The organism is Pseudomonas algeriensis, from assembly GCF_048847255.1.
GTDB lineage: Bacteria > Pseudomonadota > Gammaproteobacteria > Pseudomonadales > Pseudomonadaceae > Aquipseudomonas.
The window spans coordinates 49,388-65,598 of the sequence record NZ_JBKKRK010000002.1 but is presented as its reverse complement, the minus strand read 5'-3'; the positions used below and the strand labels follow the sequence as shown (position 1 = coordinate 65,598).

At 60.8% G+C, this 16,211-nt stretch carries 19 protein-coding genes, 1 pseudogene and 1 riboswitch; of the genes and pseudogenes, 9 read left to right on the top strand and 11 right to left on the bottom strand.

Annotation, left to right across the window (positions count from 1 at the left end):
* Window positions 1-31: 31 nt before the first annotated feature.
* A riboswitch (yybP-ykoY riboswitch) is annotated at window positions 32-153 on the top strand.
* Between the two features lie 90 nt (window positions 154-243).
* Window positions 244-828, top strand: coding sequence for a TMEM165/GDT1 family protein (locus tag ACLK1G_RS03130; RefSeq protein ID WP_039592168.1), 585 nt, complete (start codon window positions 244-246; stop codon window positions 826-828).
* Window positions 829-890: 62 nt separating this feature from the next.
* Here the strand turns inward: ACLK1G_RS03130 and ACLK1G_RS03125 are convergent, their stop codons facing one another.
* Window positions 891-1,706, bottom strand: a complete 816-nt coding sequence (locus tag ACLK1G_RS03125) for a M48 family metallopeptidase (RefSeq protein WP_420764092.1) — start codon at window positions 1,704-1,706, stop codon at window positions 891-893.
* A gap of 172 nt (window positions 1,707-1,878) precedes the next feature.
* On the opposite strand from ACLK1G_RS03125, the pseudogene ACLK1G_RS03120 reads away from it, so the two are divergent.
* Window positions 1,879-3,204: pseudogene (locus tag ACLK1G_RS03120) on the top strand (methyl-accepting chemotaxis protein); the annotation flags it as partial.
* Between the two features lie 15 nt (window positions 3,205-3,219).
* Window positions 3,220-4,062: a methyl-accepting chemotaxis protein gene (locus ACLK1G_RS03115; RefSeq protein ID WP_420764447.1), complete on the top strand. Its 843-nt coding sequence runs from the start codon at window positions 3,220-3,222 to the stop codon at window positions 4,060-4,062.
* A 57-nt stretch (window positions 4,063-4,119) separates the two neighbouring features.
* Here ACLK1G_RS03115 and ACLK1G_RS03110 read toward each other — a convergent pair whose 3' ends face one another.
* The 3 genes from ACLK1G_RS03110 to ACLK1G_RS03100 form a co-directional block, all read right to left on the bottom strand.
* Entirely contained in the window at window positions 4,120-4,743 is a 624-nt protein-coding gene (locus tag ACLK1G_RS03110) for an SOS response-associated peptidase (RefSeq protein WP_420764091.1), read from the bottom strand.
* Window positions 4,744-4,921: 178 nt separating this feature from the next.
* On the bottom strand, window positions 4,922-5,182 hold the full coding sequence (locus ACLK1G_RS03105) for a putative signal transducing protein (RefSeq protein WP_420764090.1): 261 nt from the start codon (window positions 5,180-5,182) through the stop codon (window positions 4,922-4,924).
* Window positions 5,183-5,191: 9 nt separating this feature from the next.
* Window positions 5,192-5,374, bottom strand: coding sequence for a CPXCG motif-containing cysteine-rich protein (locus ACLK1G_RS03100; RefSeq protein WP_186612369.1), 183 nt, complete (start codon window positions 5,372-5,374; stop codon window positions 5,192-5,194).
* A gap of 137 nt (window positions 5,375-5,511) precedes the next feature.
* Between ACLK1G_RS03100 and ACLK1G_RS03095 the strand changes: the two genes are divergently transcribed.
* Window positions 5,512-6,678 carry a 1-acyl-sn-glycerol-3-phosphate acyltransferase gene (locus ACLK1G_RS03095; protein WP_420764089.1) on the top strand — a complete coding sequence of 389 codons (1,167 nt, stop codon included), beginning with the start codon at window positions 5,512-5,514 and terminating at the stop codon, window positions 6,676-6,678.
* Between the two features lie 66 nt (window positions 6,679-6,744).
* Here ACLK1G_RS03095 and ACLK1G_RS03090 read toward each other — a convergent pair whose 3' ends face one another.
* The gene (locus tag ACLK1G_RS03090; protein WP_420764088.1) at window positions 6,745-7,026 is read right to left on the bottom strand and encodes a hypothetical protein; all 282 of its coding nucleotides are present in this window, start codon (window positions 7,024-7,026) and stop codon (window positions 6,745-6,747) included.
* Between the two features lie 225 nt (window positions 7,027-7,251).
* On the opposite strand from ACLK1G_RS03090, the gene ACLK1G_RS03085 reads away from it, so the two are divergent.
* Window positions 7,252-7,458, top strand: coding sequence for a hypothetical protein (locus ACLK1G_RS03085; RefSeq protein WP_420764087.1), 207 nt, complete (start codon window positions 7,252-7,254; stop codon window positions 7,456-7,458).
* Window positions 7,459-7,592: 134 nt separating this feature from the next.
* Here ACLK1G_RS03085 and ACLK1G_RS03080 read toward each other — a convergent pair whose 3' ends face one another.
* Complete coding sequence (locus tag ACLK1G_RS03080; protein ID WP_030138601.1) at window positions 7,593-8,177, bottom strand: YajG family lipoprotein; 585 nt, start codon at window positions 8,175-8,177, stop codon at window positions 7,593-7,595.
* Window positions 8,178-8,382: 205 nt separating this feature from the next.
* Here ACLK1G_RS03080 and ACLK1G_RS03075 point away from each other — a divergent pair, with 205 nt between their 5' ends.
* Window positions 8,383-8,616 (top strand): hypothetical protein, encoded by a 234-nt coding sequence (locus ACLK1G_RS03075; protein WP_420764086.1) that lies wholly within the window; start codon window positions 8,383-8,385, stop codon window positions 8,614-8,616.
* Window positions 8,617-9,351: 735 nt separating this feature from the next.
* Window positions 9,352-10,860 carry a malate dehydrogenase (quinone) gene (mqo, locus tag ACLK1G_RS03070; RefSeq protein ID WP_420764085.1) on the top strand — a complete coding sequence of 503 codons (1,509 nt, stop codon included), beginning with the start codon at window positions 9,352-9,354 and terminating at the stop codon, window positions 10,858-10,860.
* 112 nt (window positions 10,861-10,972) lie between these two features.
* Here mqo and ACLK1G_RS03065 read toward each other — a convergent pair whose 3' ends face one another.
* From ACLK1G_RS03065 to ACLK1G_RS03050, 4 genes are all read right to left on the bottom strand, one after another.
* Window positions 10,973-11,260 (bottom strand): PA4642 family protein, encoded by a 288-nt coding sequence (locus ACLK1G_RS03065; protein WP_420764084.1) that lies wholly within the window; start codon window positions 11,258-11,260, stop codon window positions 10,973-10,975.
* 61 nt (window positions 11,261-11,321) lie between these two features.
* Window positions 11,322-11,807 (bottom strand): hypothetical protein, encoded by a 486-nt coding sequence (locus ACLK1G_RS03060; RefSeq protein ID WP_420764083.1) that lies wholly within the window; start codon window positions 11,805-11,807, stop codon window positions 11,322-11,324.
* Window positions 11,808-11,929: 122 nt separating this feature from the next.
* Window positions 11,930-12,403, bottom strand: a complete 474-nt coding sequence (locus ACLK1G_RS03055; protein ID WP_420764082.1) for a WbuC family cupin fold metalloprotein — start codon at window positions 12,401-12,403, stop codon at window positions 11,930-11,932.
* A gap of 4 nt (window positions 12,404-12,407) precedes the next feature.
* Window positions 12,408-12,965: a hypoxanthine-guanine phosphoribosyltransferase gene (locus ACLK1G_RS03050; protein WP_030138595.1), complete on the bottom strand. Its 558-nt coding sequence runs from the start codon at window positions 12,963-12,965 to the stop codon at window positions 12,408-12,410.
* Between the two features lie 163 nt (window positions 12,966-13,128).
* On the opposite strand from ACLK1G_RS03050, the gene upp reads away from it, so the two are divergent.
* The gene (gene upp / locus ACLK1G_RS03045; protein ID WP_039592183.1) at window positions 13,129-13,767 is read left to right on the top strand and encodes a uracil phosphoribosyltransferase; all 639 of its coding nucleotides are present in this window, start codon (window positions 13,129-13,131) and stop codon (window positions 13,765-13,767) included.
* A gap of 2 nt (window positions 13,768-13,769) precedes the next feature.
* Entirely contained in the window at window positions 13,770-15,044 is a 1,275-nt protein-coding gene (locus tag ACLK1G_RS03040; RefSeq protein ID WP_420764081.1) for a uracil-xanthine permease family protein, read from the top strand.
* A 134-nt stretch (window positions 15,045-15,178) separates the two neighbouring features.
* Here ACLK1G_RS03040 and hemH read toward each other — a convergent pair whose 3' ends face one another.
* The gene (gene hemH, locus ACLK1G_RS03035) at window positions 15,179-16,204 is read right to left on the bottom strand and encodes a ferrochelatase (protein WP_420764080.1); all 1,026 of its coding nucleotides are present in this window, start codon (window positions 16,202-16,204) and stop codon (window positions 15,179-15,181) included.
* Window positions 16,205-16,211 lie beyond the last annotated feature (7 nt).

The following is a 16,211-nucleotide window of genomic DNA, read 5'->3' as shown; positions in this document are numbered from 1 at the left end:
CTTGCCCAATCGGATTTGCCTAGGCAGAATCCGCACCGTCCTAGGGGAGTAGTCTCCCGCGAGCGCCCTGCTCGCCCGGCATACGTCAACATACTTGGTCAGCAGACCATGGCGTATGCGGCCCAAGCGTCCACGCAGATGGTCGCTGGGTTTGACAAGACCTATGACACGCACACCTTACCCGGGGCGGGAAGGCTGTCCGTGTCATAGCCGTGTCGACCCGCCCCTCTTAGGAATTACCTGATGCTGGACTCTTTCCTTGTTCCCACCGCCATCGTTGCACTGGCCGAAATCGGCGACAAGACGCAACTGCTTGCGCTTATCCTCGCTGCTCGCTTTCGCAAGCCGTGGCCGATCATCGCTGGCATCGTCGCCGCGACCCTGGCCAACCATGCGGCCGCGGGCGCGGTAGGAGCCTGGGTCAGCGGGTTCTTTTCCGATGCGGTGTTGCACTGGATATTGGCGGCAAGCTTCGCGGCCACGGCCCTTTGGACCCTGGTGCCGGACAAGCTCGACGATGAAGAGGCGAATACGGCCCGCAAGTTCGGCCCCTTCCTGACCACGCTGATCGCGTTTTTCCTGGCGGAAATCGGTGACAAGACCCAGATCGCGACGGTGATGCTCGCCGCGCAATACCCGGAACTGTGGCTGGTGATCATTGGCACCACCGTGGGCATGTTGATTGCCAACGTGCCGGTGGTACTGGCTGGCAACTTTGCCGCCGAGAAACTGCCCCTGGCCCTCATCCGCCGCCTGGCCGCCTCGGCGTTTTTCATCCTGGCGATCGTTGCGGTGTACAAGGCGATGCAGAGCAGTGGGTGGGTTTGAGGCTGTTGTGGCGAGGGAGCTTGCTCCCTCGCCACAAAAAAAACTTCACCACATGACGGTGGTTACTTCTTGGCCTGCTGATAAAGCGGCATCACCTTCGGAATCGCCGCCTGCAACGAGGCGATCCGGCTGCTCGAGGACGGGTGGGTGCTCATGAATTCCGGTGGTGCCCCTTCCGAAGCCTTGGCCATCTTGTTCCACAAGGTGATCGCGGCGTTCGGGTCGTAGCCGGCGCGGGCGGCCAGCTCCAGGCCGATCAGGTCGGCTTCGTTCTCGTTGCCACGGCTGTTGGGCAGGGTCATGCCATAGTTGGCAACCGTGTCGGCCAACGCCAGGCTATCCTGGCCCAGGCCGAATATCGCACCGGCACCCTGCTTGGCCATTTCGATGCCATAAGCCTTGGACATGGCTTCACGGCCGTGCTCGCGCAAAGCGTGAGCGATTTCATGGCCCATGATCGCGGCGATTTCAGCGTCGGTCAGCTTCAGTTTGTCGATCAGGCCGGTGTAGAACATGATCTTGCCGCCGGGACCACAGTTGGCGTTGAGTTCATCGCTCTTGATCAGGTTCACTTCCCAGTTCCACTGCGCCGAATCCGGACGGAACACAGGCGCCTGGGCGATCAAACGATCAGCAATGACCTGCAGGCGCTTGGCGTCGCTACTGGTCTTGTCCAGGGCACCTTGCGCACTCGCCTCACCCAACGTCTTCTGATAGGACTGGGCATACATCTGGTTGACCTCGGCGGTCGACAGCATGCTGAACATGTACTGCTTGCGCTCCACGCCCACGGCTCCGCCGCTGGTGGTGTTGACTGACTGGCAACCGGCGAGCAGCAGAGCCGCGCCCAGAGCGCTCACCATCAAAGTCTTGTTCATACAAAAGAAGCTCCATGGAATCGTGGGCGTATCCTAGGCTTTGATTTGTATCGGCGCCAGATACACAGCGAGCGATTACAGTTTTTTCGGACAGGTCCCACTCATCCTTTTACGACTCCCACCTAACCAATACAGTCACCCGACGAACAGCGCCTCATGCCCGCCCACGGAAATGCCGATACAGATACCAGACGTCATTTCCGGGTCCGGAGCCATTATGAAATTCAAATCGATCCAGTTTTCCGTTGCCGCCCTGGCCGGTGCCATCGTCCTCAGCGTTGTTGGTGCCCTGGTGCTGTACGCATTGTTCGCCGGCGCCCGTACCCAGGAAATGGTGCAACAACGGACCAAGGCGCAATTCGAGCAACTCATCGAACAACGCCTCAGTGCCCTCGCCCGCACCCAGGCCAGCCTGATCCAACGCGAGCTTGAAGCACCGCTGTTGCTTGCCCGAGGACTGGCGACGACTAACGCCCTGATGGGCATGAACGGCACGGACGGCAACCCGTTATTGAAGATGCCCCGCGAGCAGATGATCAGCCTGTTGCGCGAGTCCGTGGTGCGCAACCCGAAGGTCCTGGGTGCCTACATCGCCTGGGAACCGAACGCTATCGACCACGACGACGCCAACTATGTGAACAGCCAGGTGCTCGGTATGGAAACCAATGGGCGCTTCCTGCCGTGGTGGTTTCGCAACCAGGACGGCACCTTGGGCCTGGAAAAGCTCGCCGACGTGACTGACCAGAAACTGCTGTCCACCGGCATTCGTGCCAGCGAGTACTACCTGTGCTCCCAGGACAGCAGGAAAGCCTGCGTGATCGACCCGGCGCCCTACCGCGTCGGCAACACCATGACCATGCTGGCCTCCTTCATCGAACCGATCCTCGTCGATGGCAAATTCCAGGGCATCGTCGGCGCCGACCTGTCGGTGAACTTCATCCAGGACATGCTCGTTGCCGCTGACGCCAAGCTGTACGACGGCGCCGGGGAAATGGCCTTGCTCGCCAGTAACAATCGCCTGGTGGCCTTCACCAAGGACCCAAGCAAGCTCGGGGAAAAAGCCAGCGACCTGCTGGACGCCAACGAGCTGGACAACCTGGCCAGGCTCGGCGCTGGCGAAGTGCGTTACGACGTCGACGAAGCCCACGGTCACATCGAGGTGTACATGCCGTTCGGCATCGGCGAGACCAGCGCTCGCTGGACGCTGATGATGCAACTGCCGTTGAACGCGGTGATGGCAGATCTGCAAGCCTTGCAGAAGGACCTCGACGATCAGCGCGAGACCGACATTTTCGGCATGGCCATGGTCGGCCTGGCGATTGCCGCCATCGGCCTGCTGGTGATCTGGCTGGTGGGCCACGGCATCGCCCGGCCGCTCAAGCAAATGGTGGCGATGCTCGATGACATCGCCCAGGGCGAGGGCGACCTGACTCGCCGATTGACCAGCGACCGCGCCGATGAACTGGGCGCCATCGCCAAGGGCTTCAACACGTTCCTCGGCAAATTGCAGGTGATGATTACCCAAGTGGTGACCTCGGTGCAGAGTGTCAGCGATTCGTCGGAGCACACCGCCGACATCGCGATCCGCACCAACCAGGGCGTGCACAAGCAGATGTCGGAGATCGATCAGGTCGCCACCGCCGTGCATGAAATGACTGCCACCGCCCAGGACGTGGCCCGCAATGCGACCCAGGCCGCCCAAGCCGCCAGTCACGCCGACCAGGCCGCCAGCCAGGGCATGCAGATCGTACGCGACACCTCCACTTCCATTGGCGCGCTGGCCGTGGAAATCGGCAAGGCCGTGGGCGTGGTGCAAACCCTGGCCAAGGACAGCGAGAACATCAACGCGATCCTCACGGCCATCCGCGGGATCGCCGAGCAGACCAACCTGCTGGCCCTCAACGCGGCCATCGAAGCGGCTCGGGCCGGTGAACAAGGTCGAGGTTTTGCGGTGGTCGCCGATGAGGTGCGCAACCTCGCGCAGAAGACGCAGCAGGCCACGGAAGAAATCCAGTCGATGATCCAGCAATTGCAACAGGGCACCCGCGATGTGGTGCGCGTCATGGAAGACAGCCAGCACCGCACCGATGAAAGCGTGCAGCACGCAGCCAAGGCAGCCCAGGCGCTGGAGACAATTACCCAGGCGGTGTCGGTCATCAACGACATGAACAGCCAGATCGCCAGCGCCGCCGAGGAGCAAAGCGCCGTAGCGGATGACATCAACCGCAACGTGATCAACATCGGCCAAGTGGCGAACGAGGTGGCCAGCGGCGCCGACGAGTCGAGCGCGGCCAGTGCCGGGCTGACCAAGTTGGCGGAGCAGCAGCGGCGGTTGATCAATCAGTTCAGGGTCTGACCCAAGCACCTCATTGCGAGCAAGCTCGCAATGAGGCCTGCACAGCCATCACAAACCTCAAGCCGGCGTCAGGCACTCCGGCCCATTGAGTTTCGGGTCGTTGACCATGTTGGCCAGCACCCGCTCGCGCAGTTGCGCAGGCTCGCTCGCCAGCAGCCCTTGCAAGGCATGCAAGGGTGTCTCGGGGTCGAGCCACAACCGTTGGCCTTCTTCATCCAGAATCAATGGACGCCGCTGACCGGCCGCCGGCTGGGTGATGACGGCGGTGCTCAACCACACCTGTTCCTGCACCGGATACGCTTCCCAGATCGCCGCAAAAAACAGCGACGAACCTTCCCCCGGCGTCAGCCAATAGGGGCGTTTACGCGAACCACCGCGCCATTCGTAAAACCCGTTGGCCGGCAGCAGACACCGACGCAACCGCAGGGCCTCGCGGAACATCGGCTGTTCGGCGACGGTTTCGGCCCGAGCATGGGCCGGGGTCCGGGACAGGTCCGTCAGCCACGGCGGCGTCAGCCCCCAACGGGCGCGGGCCAATTCGCGCTGGCCATCGGCGCCAGCCCGCAGCATCAGAACCGAATCATTGGGCGATATGTTCCATTGGGCCTTCTGGTCGGCAGGGAAGCCAGGCAAGGCCGCAAAGGCGGGGTTCCAGCGAAACAGGGCATAACGTCCACACATGGGGTAACACGACTCTCCTATCAAACGGCGGCCAGCCTAGGGTCTGTACGAAATGTGTTCGCGCGAAGGCCAGACAAGGCGAAACGGGGCGAGGAAGCGCAGTGTACTGGAGTACATGAGCATTCCGAGCCCCGTTTCAACGCAGTATGGGTGAGTGCGGATACATTTCGTACAGAGCCTAACAGACCAGCGTTCCGGGGTAACTGTCCGGCTCATCGCCGGGCACCGGCAGCGCGGCATTGTAGGCGGCGATCAGTTCCAGGGCGTATTGCGCCTGTTCATCGTCCACCGCCAGCCCCAGCAAGCCATGCATCGGCAATTCCCCTGCGCCCCCCACCAGGTCACGTCCCACCAGATGCGCGGTGATGCCTTCGCTGGCGAGCATGCCTTGCAGCAATTCGCCTTCCATCAGGTTTTCCAGTTCGTAGATTCGCTGCATGGCCGCCCCTCATTCGTTTTCGCTGAAGACCTCGAGGTGCCATTCTTCATCGTGTACCTGCAGTACGAAAGTGATCGGCCGGCAACAGACCTGGCAATCCTCGATATAGGTCTGGTCGCCACCGGAAAGATCCAATGAAGTCTCGACCTCTTCTCCACAATACGGACATTCATATTCAGCAGCTTCCAGCATCGCGGTCTCCCGAGTGACTTGTGCGTATAATCGCCGGTCTATTTGCAGGGCTATTGTTGCCTGGACTGTCTTCCTGGCCGTGCCCTGGCGCTATTTATCGAACCTTTACTTACCCTAGCCGTTTCCAACAAGAGAGCATGATGGGCGAATTCGATGCCATCCGACCTTACGACGACAGTGAAGTCCCAGCGGTGCTGGCACGGCTGCTCAGCGATAAGGCGTTTCTAGATATCCTCACCCACTTCCGCTTCCCGCGCCTGGCCGGTGCTTTCGGCTGGATGCTCAAACCCCTTATAGCGCAGAAGCTGCGTCGAGAGTTCTCCGGTGTGACATCGGTCGCCACGTTGCAGGACAAAGTGGAGTTCTATGTCGACCACACCATCGAACGCGCCACCGATGGCGTGACCTACACGGGGGTGGAGCAGTTCAAGTCCGGCAACGCGTACCTGTTCATCGCCAACCACCGCGATATCGTGATGGACCCGGCATTCGTCAATTACGCCGTCTACCACGCGGGCCTGCCGACGCCGCGCATCGCCATCGGCGACAACCTGCTGCAAAAGCCGTTTGTCAGCGACCTGATGCGCTTGAACAAGAGTTTTATCGTGCACCGTTCCATCACCGGTCGCCGGGAAAAAATGGCGGCGTACCAGTTGCTGTCGGCGTACATCAATCACTCGATCCGCAACGATTGCGCCTCGATCTGGATCGCCCAGGCCGAGGGCCGAGCCAAGGACGGCGATGACCGGACCGAATCGGCGATCCTCAAGATGTTCCACATGAGCCGCAAGGACGAGCCGTTCGGCGAGGTCATCCGCTCGCTGAACCTCACGCCGGTGTCGATCAGCTACGAATATGATCCGTGCGACCAGGCCAAGGCCCGGGAGCTTTACATCCGCGCCACCACCGGGACCTACACCAAGGCACCAGGCGAGGACGACGTCAGCATCGCCAAGGGCATCACCGGCTACAAAGGCCGGGTCCACGTGAACTTCTCCGCGCCGATTACAGAGCTGTTCGAGGACACCAAGCAATTGGCAGCGGAGATGGACCGGCAGATTCTCGGCGGTTATCGCCTGTTCCCCGTGCACTACCTGGCCTACGCCCAATGGACCGATGCCGACCCGCAGCTGCAGGTGCCGACGGCGGCTGAAGTGTTCGGTGCCGAAGAACTGGCGAAAGCTCAGGAAGAATGGCAGCGTCGGTTGGATGCGTGCCCGGCGGAACAGCGGCCATTCCTGGTGCTGCAATATGCAACGCCGGTGCGTAATCAGTATCGGGTCAAGGCGGGGTTGCCGCTTTAAAGCAGTGATTGCTTAGCGGCTTTAATGGCGAGGGGGCTTGCTCCCTCGACACTGAAGCTGCTGCGCTCAGAGCTGCGTGCTGATCCAGGACATCAGCAGCGCGACGCCCAGGCAGGCAAAGCCGAACCGGTAGAAAAACCGGTTCATGCGTTGGGTGGCCAGGTCCAGCAGGGCTTCGAATCGTTCATTGCTTTCGCCACTGCGCGCTTGGAGGCAGGCGCGTGCTCGCTGTTCGCGGCGGCGCGTTGCATGCAATACCCAGCCACCCGGGCAGGCAAACAGCAGCGCGAGCAGGTTGATCAGTTTGGCCGGGTGGGCAGCGAACAGCGAAAACAATTGCAACGACATCACAGACCTCAAGCGAATAACGGACGCCTTGCGCCCGGGACCTACGAACAGGGCGCGGATTCTACCGAAAGCCTGGCGTGCTGCGTCGGTTTTTCCGACCGGTAACGATGCCTCGCAAGGTTGGGTGCTTTTGGGCGAGCGTGTTTGCGGATTAATTTCATCGGTAACGGTTTCGTCATATGGATAGGCCACCCTGTCGCCCTCCAAACCCGCACGGAACCCGTCATGCTGCACGCCGAAAACCAGGATCGCCTCTATCTCATCAGCCCGAGCGACGAACAACAGAACCTCGTCGACAGCCTGTCCTTCAACGTGCAGGACCGGCACTGGCTGGTGTATTGCGCCCTCGGCGGCCATTCACATGCCGATCTGCCGGAGACGGACCTGCTGACCGGGATCAGCGTGCTGGAGCTCTATTCCCAGGCGGCGTGAATTTATCGCCCATAAAAAACCCCTGTGGGAGCGAGGTTGCTCGCGATGACGATGGATCAGCCAACATCGAAGTGGCTGAACCATCGCTATCGCGAGCAAGCTCGCTCCCACAGGGGGATACGGGTCTTCAGTCGTTACTCTGCCAACACCTGACCGATGGTCGGGTCCTTGAACAGACGGGTCAGGGCATCACTCAATACATCGCTGACCAGCTTGGTATTGGTGTCCTGGTTGGGCGCCATGCCGAAGCGTTGGTCCAGCGAAGCGCCGTAACGACCGCTGTAGCGACGATTGGCGTTCTGCACGTCAGAGCGGAAGGTCGCGCCGATCGTCGCCTCGGTCACGTACATGCCTTCCTTGGGCGACTGGTATTTCAGTTCCGCCAGGGTCACGGTCAGTTGCGGGGCATTCATTGCATTGGCGGTGGGGGTGAAGCCCAGCAAACGCACGGCCGCCTCGGCCTGGGCCTGCAATTTAGGCAGGATTTGCGCACCCTGCACCGTGATCACGCTGGTTTCCGGGTACAAGCCACCACGGGTGCCGAGGGTCGGCGACGGACGACCGTCCACGACACGGACCACCACCGGCTGGCCGCGACCCACCGGCGCCAGTTGGGCGTTGAGCTTGGGCTCCGGGTTAAGTTGTTGCGGGCTGTGGGCACAGCCGACGAGGGTCAGACTGGTCACTGCGATCAAACCGAACAACAGGCGTTGCAACATGCTCTTCTCTCCAGAATCGGGCACAGACAGGCCGGCAGTATAGCGGTGCGCCATCGCGGCGAACCAGCGCCTTCGATGAATACTGAAATGTCTGACACGGGCCCGGATAGGCGGTTCCTGTCACCCCTTTGTCACGGTCCTTACACCAGGGTGTCATGGCCGGCTGTCAGGCTGTCCCCAAGCTCCCCGGACACGGTACCTGACCATGCGTTTTCTCATCTCCCTGTTTACCCCGCGCCCGCATCATCGTTGCTTCGCCCTGTTAGACCGTACCGGCCGCTGCCAGGCATTCAAGCAGTGCAGCCTGCAGCCCATGGGCGATGGCTGGGTGGAAATCGAAGAGATCCGCCTCAACTGGCTGCACCAGCCCTTGCCTGCCAGTGCCCTGGTACAACCGCCTCGCACTCGCGTACGTAACCGCCAGCTGTTGGCCTTCTGACCGCAAGGCTAATAAAAGTCATAAAACACGACCATTTCTACGCGTTTCTTCGTTACAATCTCCCCCCGATTATAAGGACGTCTCCTGATCGGGCCTCGCAACGCCGCTGATGCGCTTGTATTGGCACCCCGCACCGCCCACAGAGAGCCGCCCACACAGATCGAGTGAAGCTGGCGCGCTTGCTGTTTCCCTGGCAAATCACCGCTTTTCGCGAATCTGCAGAGCTGTCATTACGCTCGGTCACTGAGCTGTCTGCCCGTTTTGCCTGTCATGTATTGCATGGGGGCAACCAAACCGGGCCCGGTGCCAGGCTGGGACAGCCCTTTTTTGAGGTTCACGTCTTCAAAAGAGCGTGAAAAAACGGGTTTTCACAACTTCACAAGAGTGTGGCGAGCAAATGAAGAGTTTTGCGTCTGAACAAGCACCATCAGCGTCTGGAACAGCCCAACGACACAGGACCGGATATCGCTCAAGAACCGCCGCCTGAAGCCTGTCCGCTACGGATTTGGTTGCACGAACGGATGTCTCGGCCATAAGTCGAATTGCTTGCCCTGCGCTTAAATGAGTTCATGGGACTCTAGAGGCCAGGCTGCATGCATCCGCAAGAGTGCGAAAAATTGCGAAGATTCGGACATGGCGATTCCTGGCCATGGATACCTGGGGCGCAACTGACCTGCCCCGCTTCCTGGCCGCTATGCCGACAATTTGGTGCTGCAGATTTTGGAGACGCGTTAAATGGCGCATAACGAAGCAGTTGATGTAGTTCTGGTAGGGGCCGGCATCATGAGTGCCACCCTGGCCGTACTGCTCAAGGAGCTCGACCCGGCGATTTCCCTGGAAGTCGTCGAGCTGATGGACTCGGGTGCCGCGGAAAGTTCCAACCCCTGGAACAACGCCGGTACCGGTCATGCCGGGCTGTGTGAGCTGAACTACACGCCCCAGGCCGCCGATGGCACTGTCGACATCAAGAAAGCCGTGCACATCAACACCCAGTTCGAGGTGTCGAAGCAGTTCTGGACGTACCTGACTAAAAAGGGCACGTTCGGCTCGTCGAAATCCTTCATTGCCCCGGTGCCGCACCTGAGTTTCGTACAGGGTGAAAAAGGCGTGGAGTTCTTGAAGAAGCGCTTCGAACTGATGAGCCAGCATCACGCCTTCGCCGACATGGAATACACCGAAGATCGCGACCAGATGGCCGAGTGGATGCCCCTGATGATGCCAGGCCGGCCGGCCGATGAAGTCATCGCCGCCACCCGCGTCATGAACGGGACCGACGTCAACTTCGGCGCCTTGACCAACCAGTTGCTCAAGCACCTGGGCAGCGCGCCGGACACTCAGATCAAATACTGCAAGCGCGTCACCGGCCTCAAGCGCAAAGGTGACGGCTGGACCGTGAGCATCAAGGACGTCAATTCCGGCAGCACCCGCGAAGTCGACGCCAAGTTCGTCTTCCTCGGTGCCGGTGGCGCCGCGTTGCCGCTGTTGCAAGCGTCGGGTATCGAAGAAAGCAAGGGCTTCGGTGGTTTCCCGGTCAGCGGCCAGTGGCTGCGTTGCGACAACCCGGAAGTGGTCAAGCACCACCAGGCCAAGGTCTACAGCCAGGCCGCCGTGGGCTCGCCACCGATGTCGGTGCCGCACCTGGACACCCGCGTGGTCGACGGCAAGAAATCCCTGCTGTTCGGGCCTTACGCCGGTTTCACCACCAAGTTCCTCAAGCACGGCTCGCTGATGGATCTGCCGATGTCGGTACGCGCCGGCAACATCGGCCCGATGCTGGCCGTGGCCCGGGACAACATGGACCTGACCAAGTACCTGATCAGCGAAGTGATGCAGTCCATGGAGCAGCGCCTGGAATCCCTGCGCCGCTTCTACCCCGAGGCGAAAGCCGAGGACTGGCGCCTGGAAGTGGCCGGCCAGCGGGTGCAGATCATCAAGAAAGACCCGAAGAAAGGCGGCGTACTGCAATTCGGCACCGAACTGGTGGCGGCCAAGGACGGAACCCTCGCCGCCCTGCTCGGCGCTTCGCCAGGCGCCTCGGTCACCGTTTCGATCATGCTGGAACTGATCGAGCGTTGCTTCCCGGAAAAAGCCAAGGGCGAGTGGGCCACCAAGCTCGCGGAAATCTTCCCAGCCCGGGAAAAAGTACTGGAAACCGATGCCGCGCTGTATCGCAAGATCAATGCGCAAAACAACATTGCGTTGGAACTGGTTGAAGAAAGCAGCGAGACCCAAAGCTACGCTTGATTCGGTCGGCTAAAAAAAGCCCCGCTCTCAATGAGGGCGGGGCTTTTTTTTTGAAGCTTTTCGTGGCGAGGGAGCTTGCTCCCGCTGACCTGCCAGGCAGGCCCTCGGCCTATCAGCCACGCGCCTTGTTGATCAACTCGATGTATTCCTCGGCGTTGCGCTGGTCCTTGTTCAGCGCAACGAAATCATTGCCATGTTCGTCCTTGCCATCGAGGTCGTAGCCCGCCTCGACGAAAAACACCAGGAAACGCTCGAAGTCGTCGACACGCAGCCCACGGTAGGCCTTGATCAGTTTGTGCAGCGACGGCGACGTAGCATCGACCGGTTCAAAATTGAGGAACAGCTTGATCTGTTCGTCGCCAATCTCGTCACCAATCACTTGTTTCTTGTCTTTACGCATTGCCGGCTCCAACTCGCACAATTCACGGGGCGGGCAGTTTACCCCCGGCGGGCGTTGCGGCTCAACGCGGGCGTGCGGTGCCGGTGTGCAGATCGGCCCAGATATGGCCGTTGGCGTAGCTGAGGAATTGCACGTACACCGTGTCATTGCGCAACAGGTCAATGACCACCCGGTACTGGGCCTGTGGATAAGACAAGGTCAAGGTCTTGCTCGCCTCGTCGTACGCCGGTTTCTTCAGGCTTTTGCTTTCCCCGTCGAAATTGAGAATCACCTGGCTGATGGTCGCGCCCTTGTTCAACGGTTTGCCTTTGAGGCGCACCATCAATGGTGAGGTGACCGGGATCGGCTGCTGGTTGGAAGGGCGCTGGTTGCCCAGTACCACCGAGTATTCGGTGACTTGCAGCAACTGCTGCTGTTCAGGCTGCTCCTGGCGCGCCACGAGGTCATCCGGCGGCAAGAACTGACTGTGCATCGGCGCGGCCACGGCCATCAAGGGCAGGCTAGTTAGCAACAGCAAAGTGGCGCAGCGGCGGATCGATACACTCATGACAGGCTCCGGAGGCTTGGCCGGGCACGCTAGCATTCATCGAAAAAATAAGCGACCCGGACAATTCATTCGCGGCACAGGCCATCAGCGCTGGCCTCATAAAAGCGCGATCGCCATCGATATTAGTCGAATTGAGCGCGCATCCAGGCCTGGTATTGCGAAACGCCGGGCTCGCCTTCGCGGGGCGCCCAAGGGGCCAGTTCGCCGTCGCCCACCGGCCGGTAGGGGCCGGCTTTGCATTCGAACATCAGGCTGTCGGCTTCCAGTACCACCAGGCCATGGTAGACACCGGCCGGCAGATCGACACCGAGGCAATCGCCACCGGCCTGCAGGATGCGCTTGCCGGTCACGGTTCCGGTTTCATCGAAGATCAACACACCGAGGCGGCCTTTGAGCACCAGTAAGGTTTCAGCCTTGTCGGCGCTCAGGTGGCGATGCGGCGGGATGTAGGTCGAGGGCTGCAAACCCACCGCCATGCGGTGGCAAGGCTCATCCATCTGGTGGAAATTGTGGTGTTGGCGCCCACGCGCACTGGCCCCGGCCTTCTCGGCCAGCTCATCGAACAAGGCTTGATCCAGGAAGGCAGGGCCAGTCATCCGATTACATCCCCTTGACGGCGAAAATGCCATTGGCGTTGCGCCAGTAGCCTTTATAGTCCATGCCGTAGCCGAAGATGTAGCGGTCGATGCACGGCAGGCCGACAAAATCGGCCTTCAGGTCAGGACGGGCCTTGCGGTCGTGGTCCTTGTCGATCAGCACGGCGGTGTGCACCGCGCGGGCGCCAGCGTGTTTGCAGAAATCGATGATCGCGCCCAGGGTATGCCCTTCATCCAGGATGTCATCGATGATCAGCACGTCACGGTCGATGAACGAGACTTCCGGCTTGGCTTTCCAGAACAGGTCGCCGCCGCTGGTCTCGTTGCGATAACGGGTGGCGTGCAGGTAGGAAGCTTCCAGCGGGAAGTTCAGATAGGTCAGCAGCTTGCCGGAGAAAATCAGCCCGCCGTTCATCACGCAGAACACGACCGGATTGCTTTCAGCCAATTGATCGTTGATTTGCGCACCGACACGGGCGATGGCCGCTTCGACTTCAGCTTCGGTGTACAGGCAGTCAGCCTCTCGCATGACTTGACGGATATGCTCGAGATCAGCGGACATGTGCGCTCTCCAGGGGTGGCAGTTCGGAAAAGCGGGCAAAGGTACGCATCCCGCCCGGCCAGATCAAGCATTTGTGGACTAACGTTCTGTATTGTCTATAGGACAACACCCTCGGATAGATTAATCTAGGCCGGTTTTTTTGCCCGCCGCCGGAGCCTTCCCCATGCCCATCCTCGAGATCCGCCATCCGCTGATCAGACATAAACTCGGCCTGATGCGCCGCGCAGACATCAGCACCAAGAACTTCCGCGAACTCGCCCAGGAAGTCGGCGCCCTGCTCACCTACGAAGCCACCAAAGACCTGCCGCTCGAATCCTACGAGATCGCCGGCTGGGCCGGTGCGGTGCAAGTGGAAAAAATCGCCGGCAAGAAGATTACCGTGGTGCCGATCCTGCGCGCCGGTATCGGCATGCTCGAAGGCGTGCTCAGCTTGATCCCGGGCGCCAAGGTCAGTGCCGTGGGCGTGGCTCGCAACGAGCAGACCCTGCAAGCCCACACCTACCTGGAAAAACTGGTGCCGGAAATCGACGAGCGCCTGGCAATGATCATCGACCCGATGCTCGCCACCGGCAGCTCGATGGTCGCCACCATCGATCTGTTGAAAAAGGCCGGTTGCCGCGATATCCGAGCCATGGTGCTGGTCGCCGCGCCCGAAGGCATCAAGGCCGTGGAAGATGCCCACCCCGACGTGACCATCTACACCGCCTCCATCGACCAGAAACTCAACGAACACGGCTATATCATTCCGGGCCTGGGCGATGCCGGCGACAAGATCTTCGGCACCAAGCAGAAGGACGCCTGAGCATGCAGGACGAATTCCACGATCCGCTCTGGCGTCAGGTGCTGTCCGGCGCGCAGATGCTGTTCGTCGCCTTCGGCGCGCTGGTGCTGATGCCGCTGATCACGGGCCTGGACCCGAACGTGGCACTGTTCACGGCGGGCCTGGGGACGATCCTGTTCCAGATCGTCACTGGACGCCAGGTGCCGGTGTTCCTGGCGTCGAGCTTTGCCTTCATCACGCCGATCATCCTCGCCAAGGGCCAGTTCGGCCTGGCGGCGACCATGGGCGGCGTGATGGCGGCCGGTTTCGTCTACACGTTTCTGGGCCTGGCGGTGAAGATCAAGGGCACCGGGTTCATTGACCGCCTGCTGCCGCCGGTGGTGATCGGTCCGGTGATCATTTCCATCGGCCTGGCGATGGCGCCGATTGCCGCGAACATGGCCATGGGCAAAGCCGGCGACGGCACCGAGCTGATTCATTATCAGACCGCGATGATGATTTCGATGCCGGCGTTGCTCACCACGTTGATTGTCGCCGTGTTCGGCAAGGGCATTTTCCGCCTGGTGCCGATCATCTCCGGCGTGCTGGTGGGCTTCGCCATGGCATTTTTCTTTGGCGTCGTCGACACCGCGAAGATCGCCGCGGCCCCCTGGTTCGCCCTGCCCGCCTTCACCGCACCGGAGTTCAACTGGCAGGCGATCCTGTTCATCGTGCCCGTCGCCCTGGCACCGGCCATCGAGCACATCGGTGGCGTCATTGCCGTGGGCAGCGTGACCGGTCGCGATTACCTGAAGAAGCCGGGCCTGCATCGCACGTTGTTCGGCGACGGCGTCGCCACCACCGCAGCCGGCCTCTTCGGCGGCCCGCCCAACACCACTTACGCCGAAGTCACCGGCGCGGTGATGCTGACCAAGAACTACAACCCGAAGATCATGACCTGGGCCTCGATCTTTGCCATCAGCCTGGCGTTCATCGGCAAGTTCGGCGCGCTGCTGCAAAGCATTCCGGTGCCTGTGATGGGTGGGATCCTGTGCCTGTTGTTCGGCTCGATTGCCGCAGTGGGCATGAACACGCTGATTCGTCACAAGATCGATCTGGGCGAGGCGCGCAATTTGGTGATCGTTTCGGTGACGCTGGTGTTCGGCATCGGCGGCGTGCTGGTCGGCACCGGCACGGGCCCGGACGACTTCGGCCTCAAGGGCATCGCGCTGTGCGCCGTGGTGGCGATCGCGTTGAACCTGATCTTGCCGGGCAATGACGGGTGGAAGCAGAAGAAAGCGGATGAGCCGCTGGTCTGAAGTACTTTGTTGTCAGTCAGAAAGCCATCGCGAGCAAGCTCGCTCCCACAAGGGGATCTGTTGTGAACACAAATTTTGTGACCACTCGAGATCCACTGTGGGAGCGAGCTTGCTCGCGATGAGGCTCTTGAACCTCACAAAGCAATCGGCGCCCGCTCGCAGAGGGTACTCAAGGCCTGCGCCCAGCGCGGATCGTCATTGAGACAAGGCACCAGTACCAACTCCTCGCCTCCCGCCTCGCGGAACTGCTCTCGGCCGCGATCACCGATTTCCTCGAGCGTCTCGATGCAATCGGCCACGAACGCCGGGCACATCACCAGGACTTTTTTCACGCCGCTCTTGGCCAGTTCCTCCAGACGCGCTTCGGTGTAGGGTTCGATCCACTTGGCACGGCCCAATCGCGACTGGAACGACACCGACCATTTACCCTGCGCCAGGCCCATGCGCTGGGCGAACAATTCGGCGGTACGAATGCACTGGGCGCGGTAACAGGTCGCCATGACTTCAGGCGGCGCGTTCTTGCAGCAGTCGGCATCCCTGAAGCAGTGGTAACCCGTGGGGTCGAGCTTGGTCAGGTGCCGTTCGGGCAAGCCATGGAAACTCAACAACAGGTGATCATGGTCCTGCATCAGGTACGGCTTGGCGGTGGCAACCAGCGCATCGAGGTATTCCGGCTGATCGTAGAAAGGCTGGAGAATCGAGAATTTCACGTCGAGCTTCTTCTCGCGCACAACCCGCTTGGCTTCTTCGATGACCGTGGTGACGGTGCTATCGGCAAATTGCGGATACAACGGGGCCAGGGTGATGTTCTTGTGGCCCTGGCTCGCCAGGCGCACCAAGGTGGACTCCAGCGACGGCTCGCCGTAACGCATCGCCAACTCTACGGGCCCCTGCGTCCATTGGGCGGTCATCGCCTGTTGCAAGCGGCGGCTGAGCACCACCAGGGGTGAGCCCTCTTCCCACCAGATCGACGCGTAGGCGTGGGCAGACTGTTCGGGGCGTTTGATCAGGATCAGCGACACCAGCAACCGCCGGACCGGCCATGGCAGGTCGATCACGTACGGGTCCATCAGGAATTGATTGAGGTAGCGGCGCACATCGGCCACCGAGGTGGAGGCAGGCGAACCCAGATTCACCAGAAGCAACGCGTGATCGGTCATGCAACGT

Bases quoted from the DNA above. Each gene is read 5' to 3' on its own strand.
- hemH (WP_420764080.1), bottom strand. From the start codon at position 16,204: ATGACCGATCACGCGTTGCTTCTGGTGAATCTGGGTTCGCCTGCCTCC.
- ACLK1G_RS03060 (WP_420764083.1), bottom strand. From the start codon at position 11,807: ATGAGTGTATCGATCCGCCGCTGCGCCACTTTGCTGTTGCTAACTAGC.
- ACLK1G_RS03055 (WP_420764082.1), bottom strand. From the start codon at position 12,403: ATGACTGGCCCTGCCTTCCTGGATCAAGCCTTGTTCGATGAGCTGGCC.
- ACLK1G_RS03130 (WP_039592168.1), top strand. From the start codon at position 244: ATGCTGGACTCTTTCCTTGTTCCCACCGCCATCGTTGCACTGGCCGAA.
- ACLK1G_RS03075 (WP_420764086.1), top strand. From the start codon at position 8,383: ATGCGTTTTCTCATCTCCCTGTTTACCCCGCGCCCGCATCATCGTTGC.
- ACLK1G_RS03040 (WP_420764081.1), top strand. From the start codon at position 13,770: ATGCAGGACGAATTCCACGATCCGCTCTGGCGTCAGGTGCTGTCCGGC.
- mqo (WP_420764085.1), top strand. From the start codon at position 9,352: ATGGCGCATAACGAAGCAGTTGATGTAGTTCTGGTAGGGGCCGGCATC.
- ACLK1G_RS03065 (WP_420764084.1), bottom strand. From the start codon at position 11,260: ATGCGTAAAGACAAGAAACAAGTGATTGGTGACGAGATTGGCGACGAA.
- ACLK1G_RS03050 (WP_030138595.1), bottom strand. From the start codon at position 12,965: ATGTCCGCTGATCTCGAGCATATCCGTCAAGTCATGCGAGAGGCTGAC.
- ACLK1G_RS03115 (WP_420764447.1), top strand. From the start codon at position 3,220: ATGATTACCCAAGTGGTGACCTCGGTGCAGAGTGTCAGCGATTCGTCG.
- ACLK1G_RS03080 (WP_030138601.1), bottom strand. From the start codon at position 8,177: ATGTTGCAACGCCTGTTGTTCGGTTTGATCGCAGTGACCAGTCTGACC.
- ACLK1G_RS03085 (WP_420764087.1), top strand. From the start codon at position 7,252: ATGCTGCACGCCGAAAACCAGGATCGCCTCTATCTCATCAGCCCGAGC.
- ACLK1G_RS03105 (WP_420764090.1), bottom strand. From the start codon at position 5,182: ATGCAGCGAATCTACGAACTGGAAAACCTGATGGAAGGCGAATTGCTG.
- ACLK1G_RS03110 (WP_420764091.1), bottom strand. From the start codon at position 4,743: ATGTGTGGACGTTATGCCCTGTTTCGCTGGAACCCCGCCTTTGCGGCC.
- ACLK1G_RS03100 (WP_186612369.1), bottom strand. From the start codon at position 5,374: ATGCTGGAAGCTGCTGAATATGAATGTCCGTATTGTGGAGAAGAGGTC.
- ACLK1G_RS03090 (WP_420764088.1), bottom strand. From the start codon at position 7,026: ATGTCGTTGCAATTGTTTTCGCTGTTCGCTGCCCACCCGGCCAAACTG.
- ACLK1G_RS03125 (WP_420764092.1), bottom strand. From the start codon at position 1,706: ATGAACAAGACTTTGATGGTGAGCGCTCTGGGCGCGGCTCTGCTGCTC.
- upp (WP_039592183.1), top strand. From the start codon at position 13,129: ATGCCCATCCTCGAGATCCGCCATCCGCTGATCAGACATAAACTCGGC.
- ACLK1G_RS03095 (WP_420764089.1), top strand. From the start codon at position 5,512: ATGATGGGCGAATTCGATGCCATCCGACCTTACGACGACAGTGAAGTC.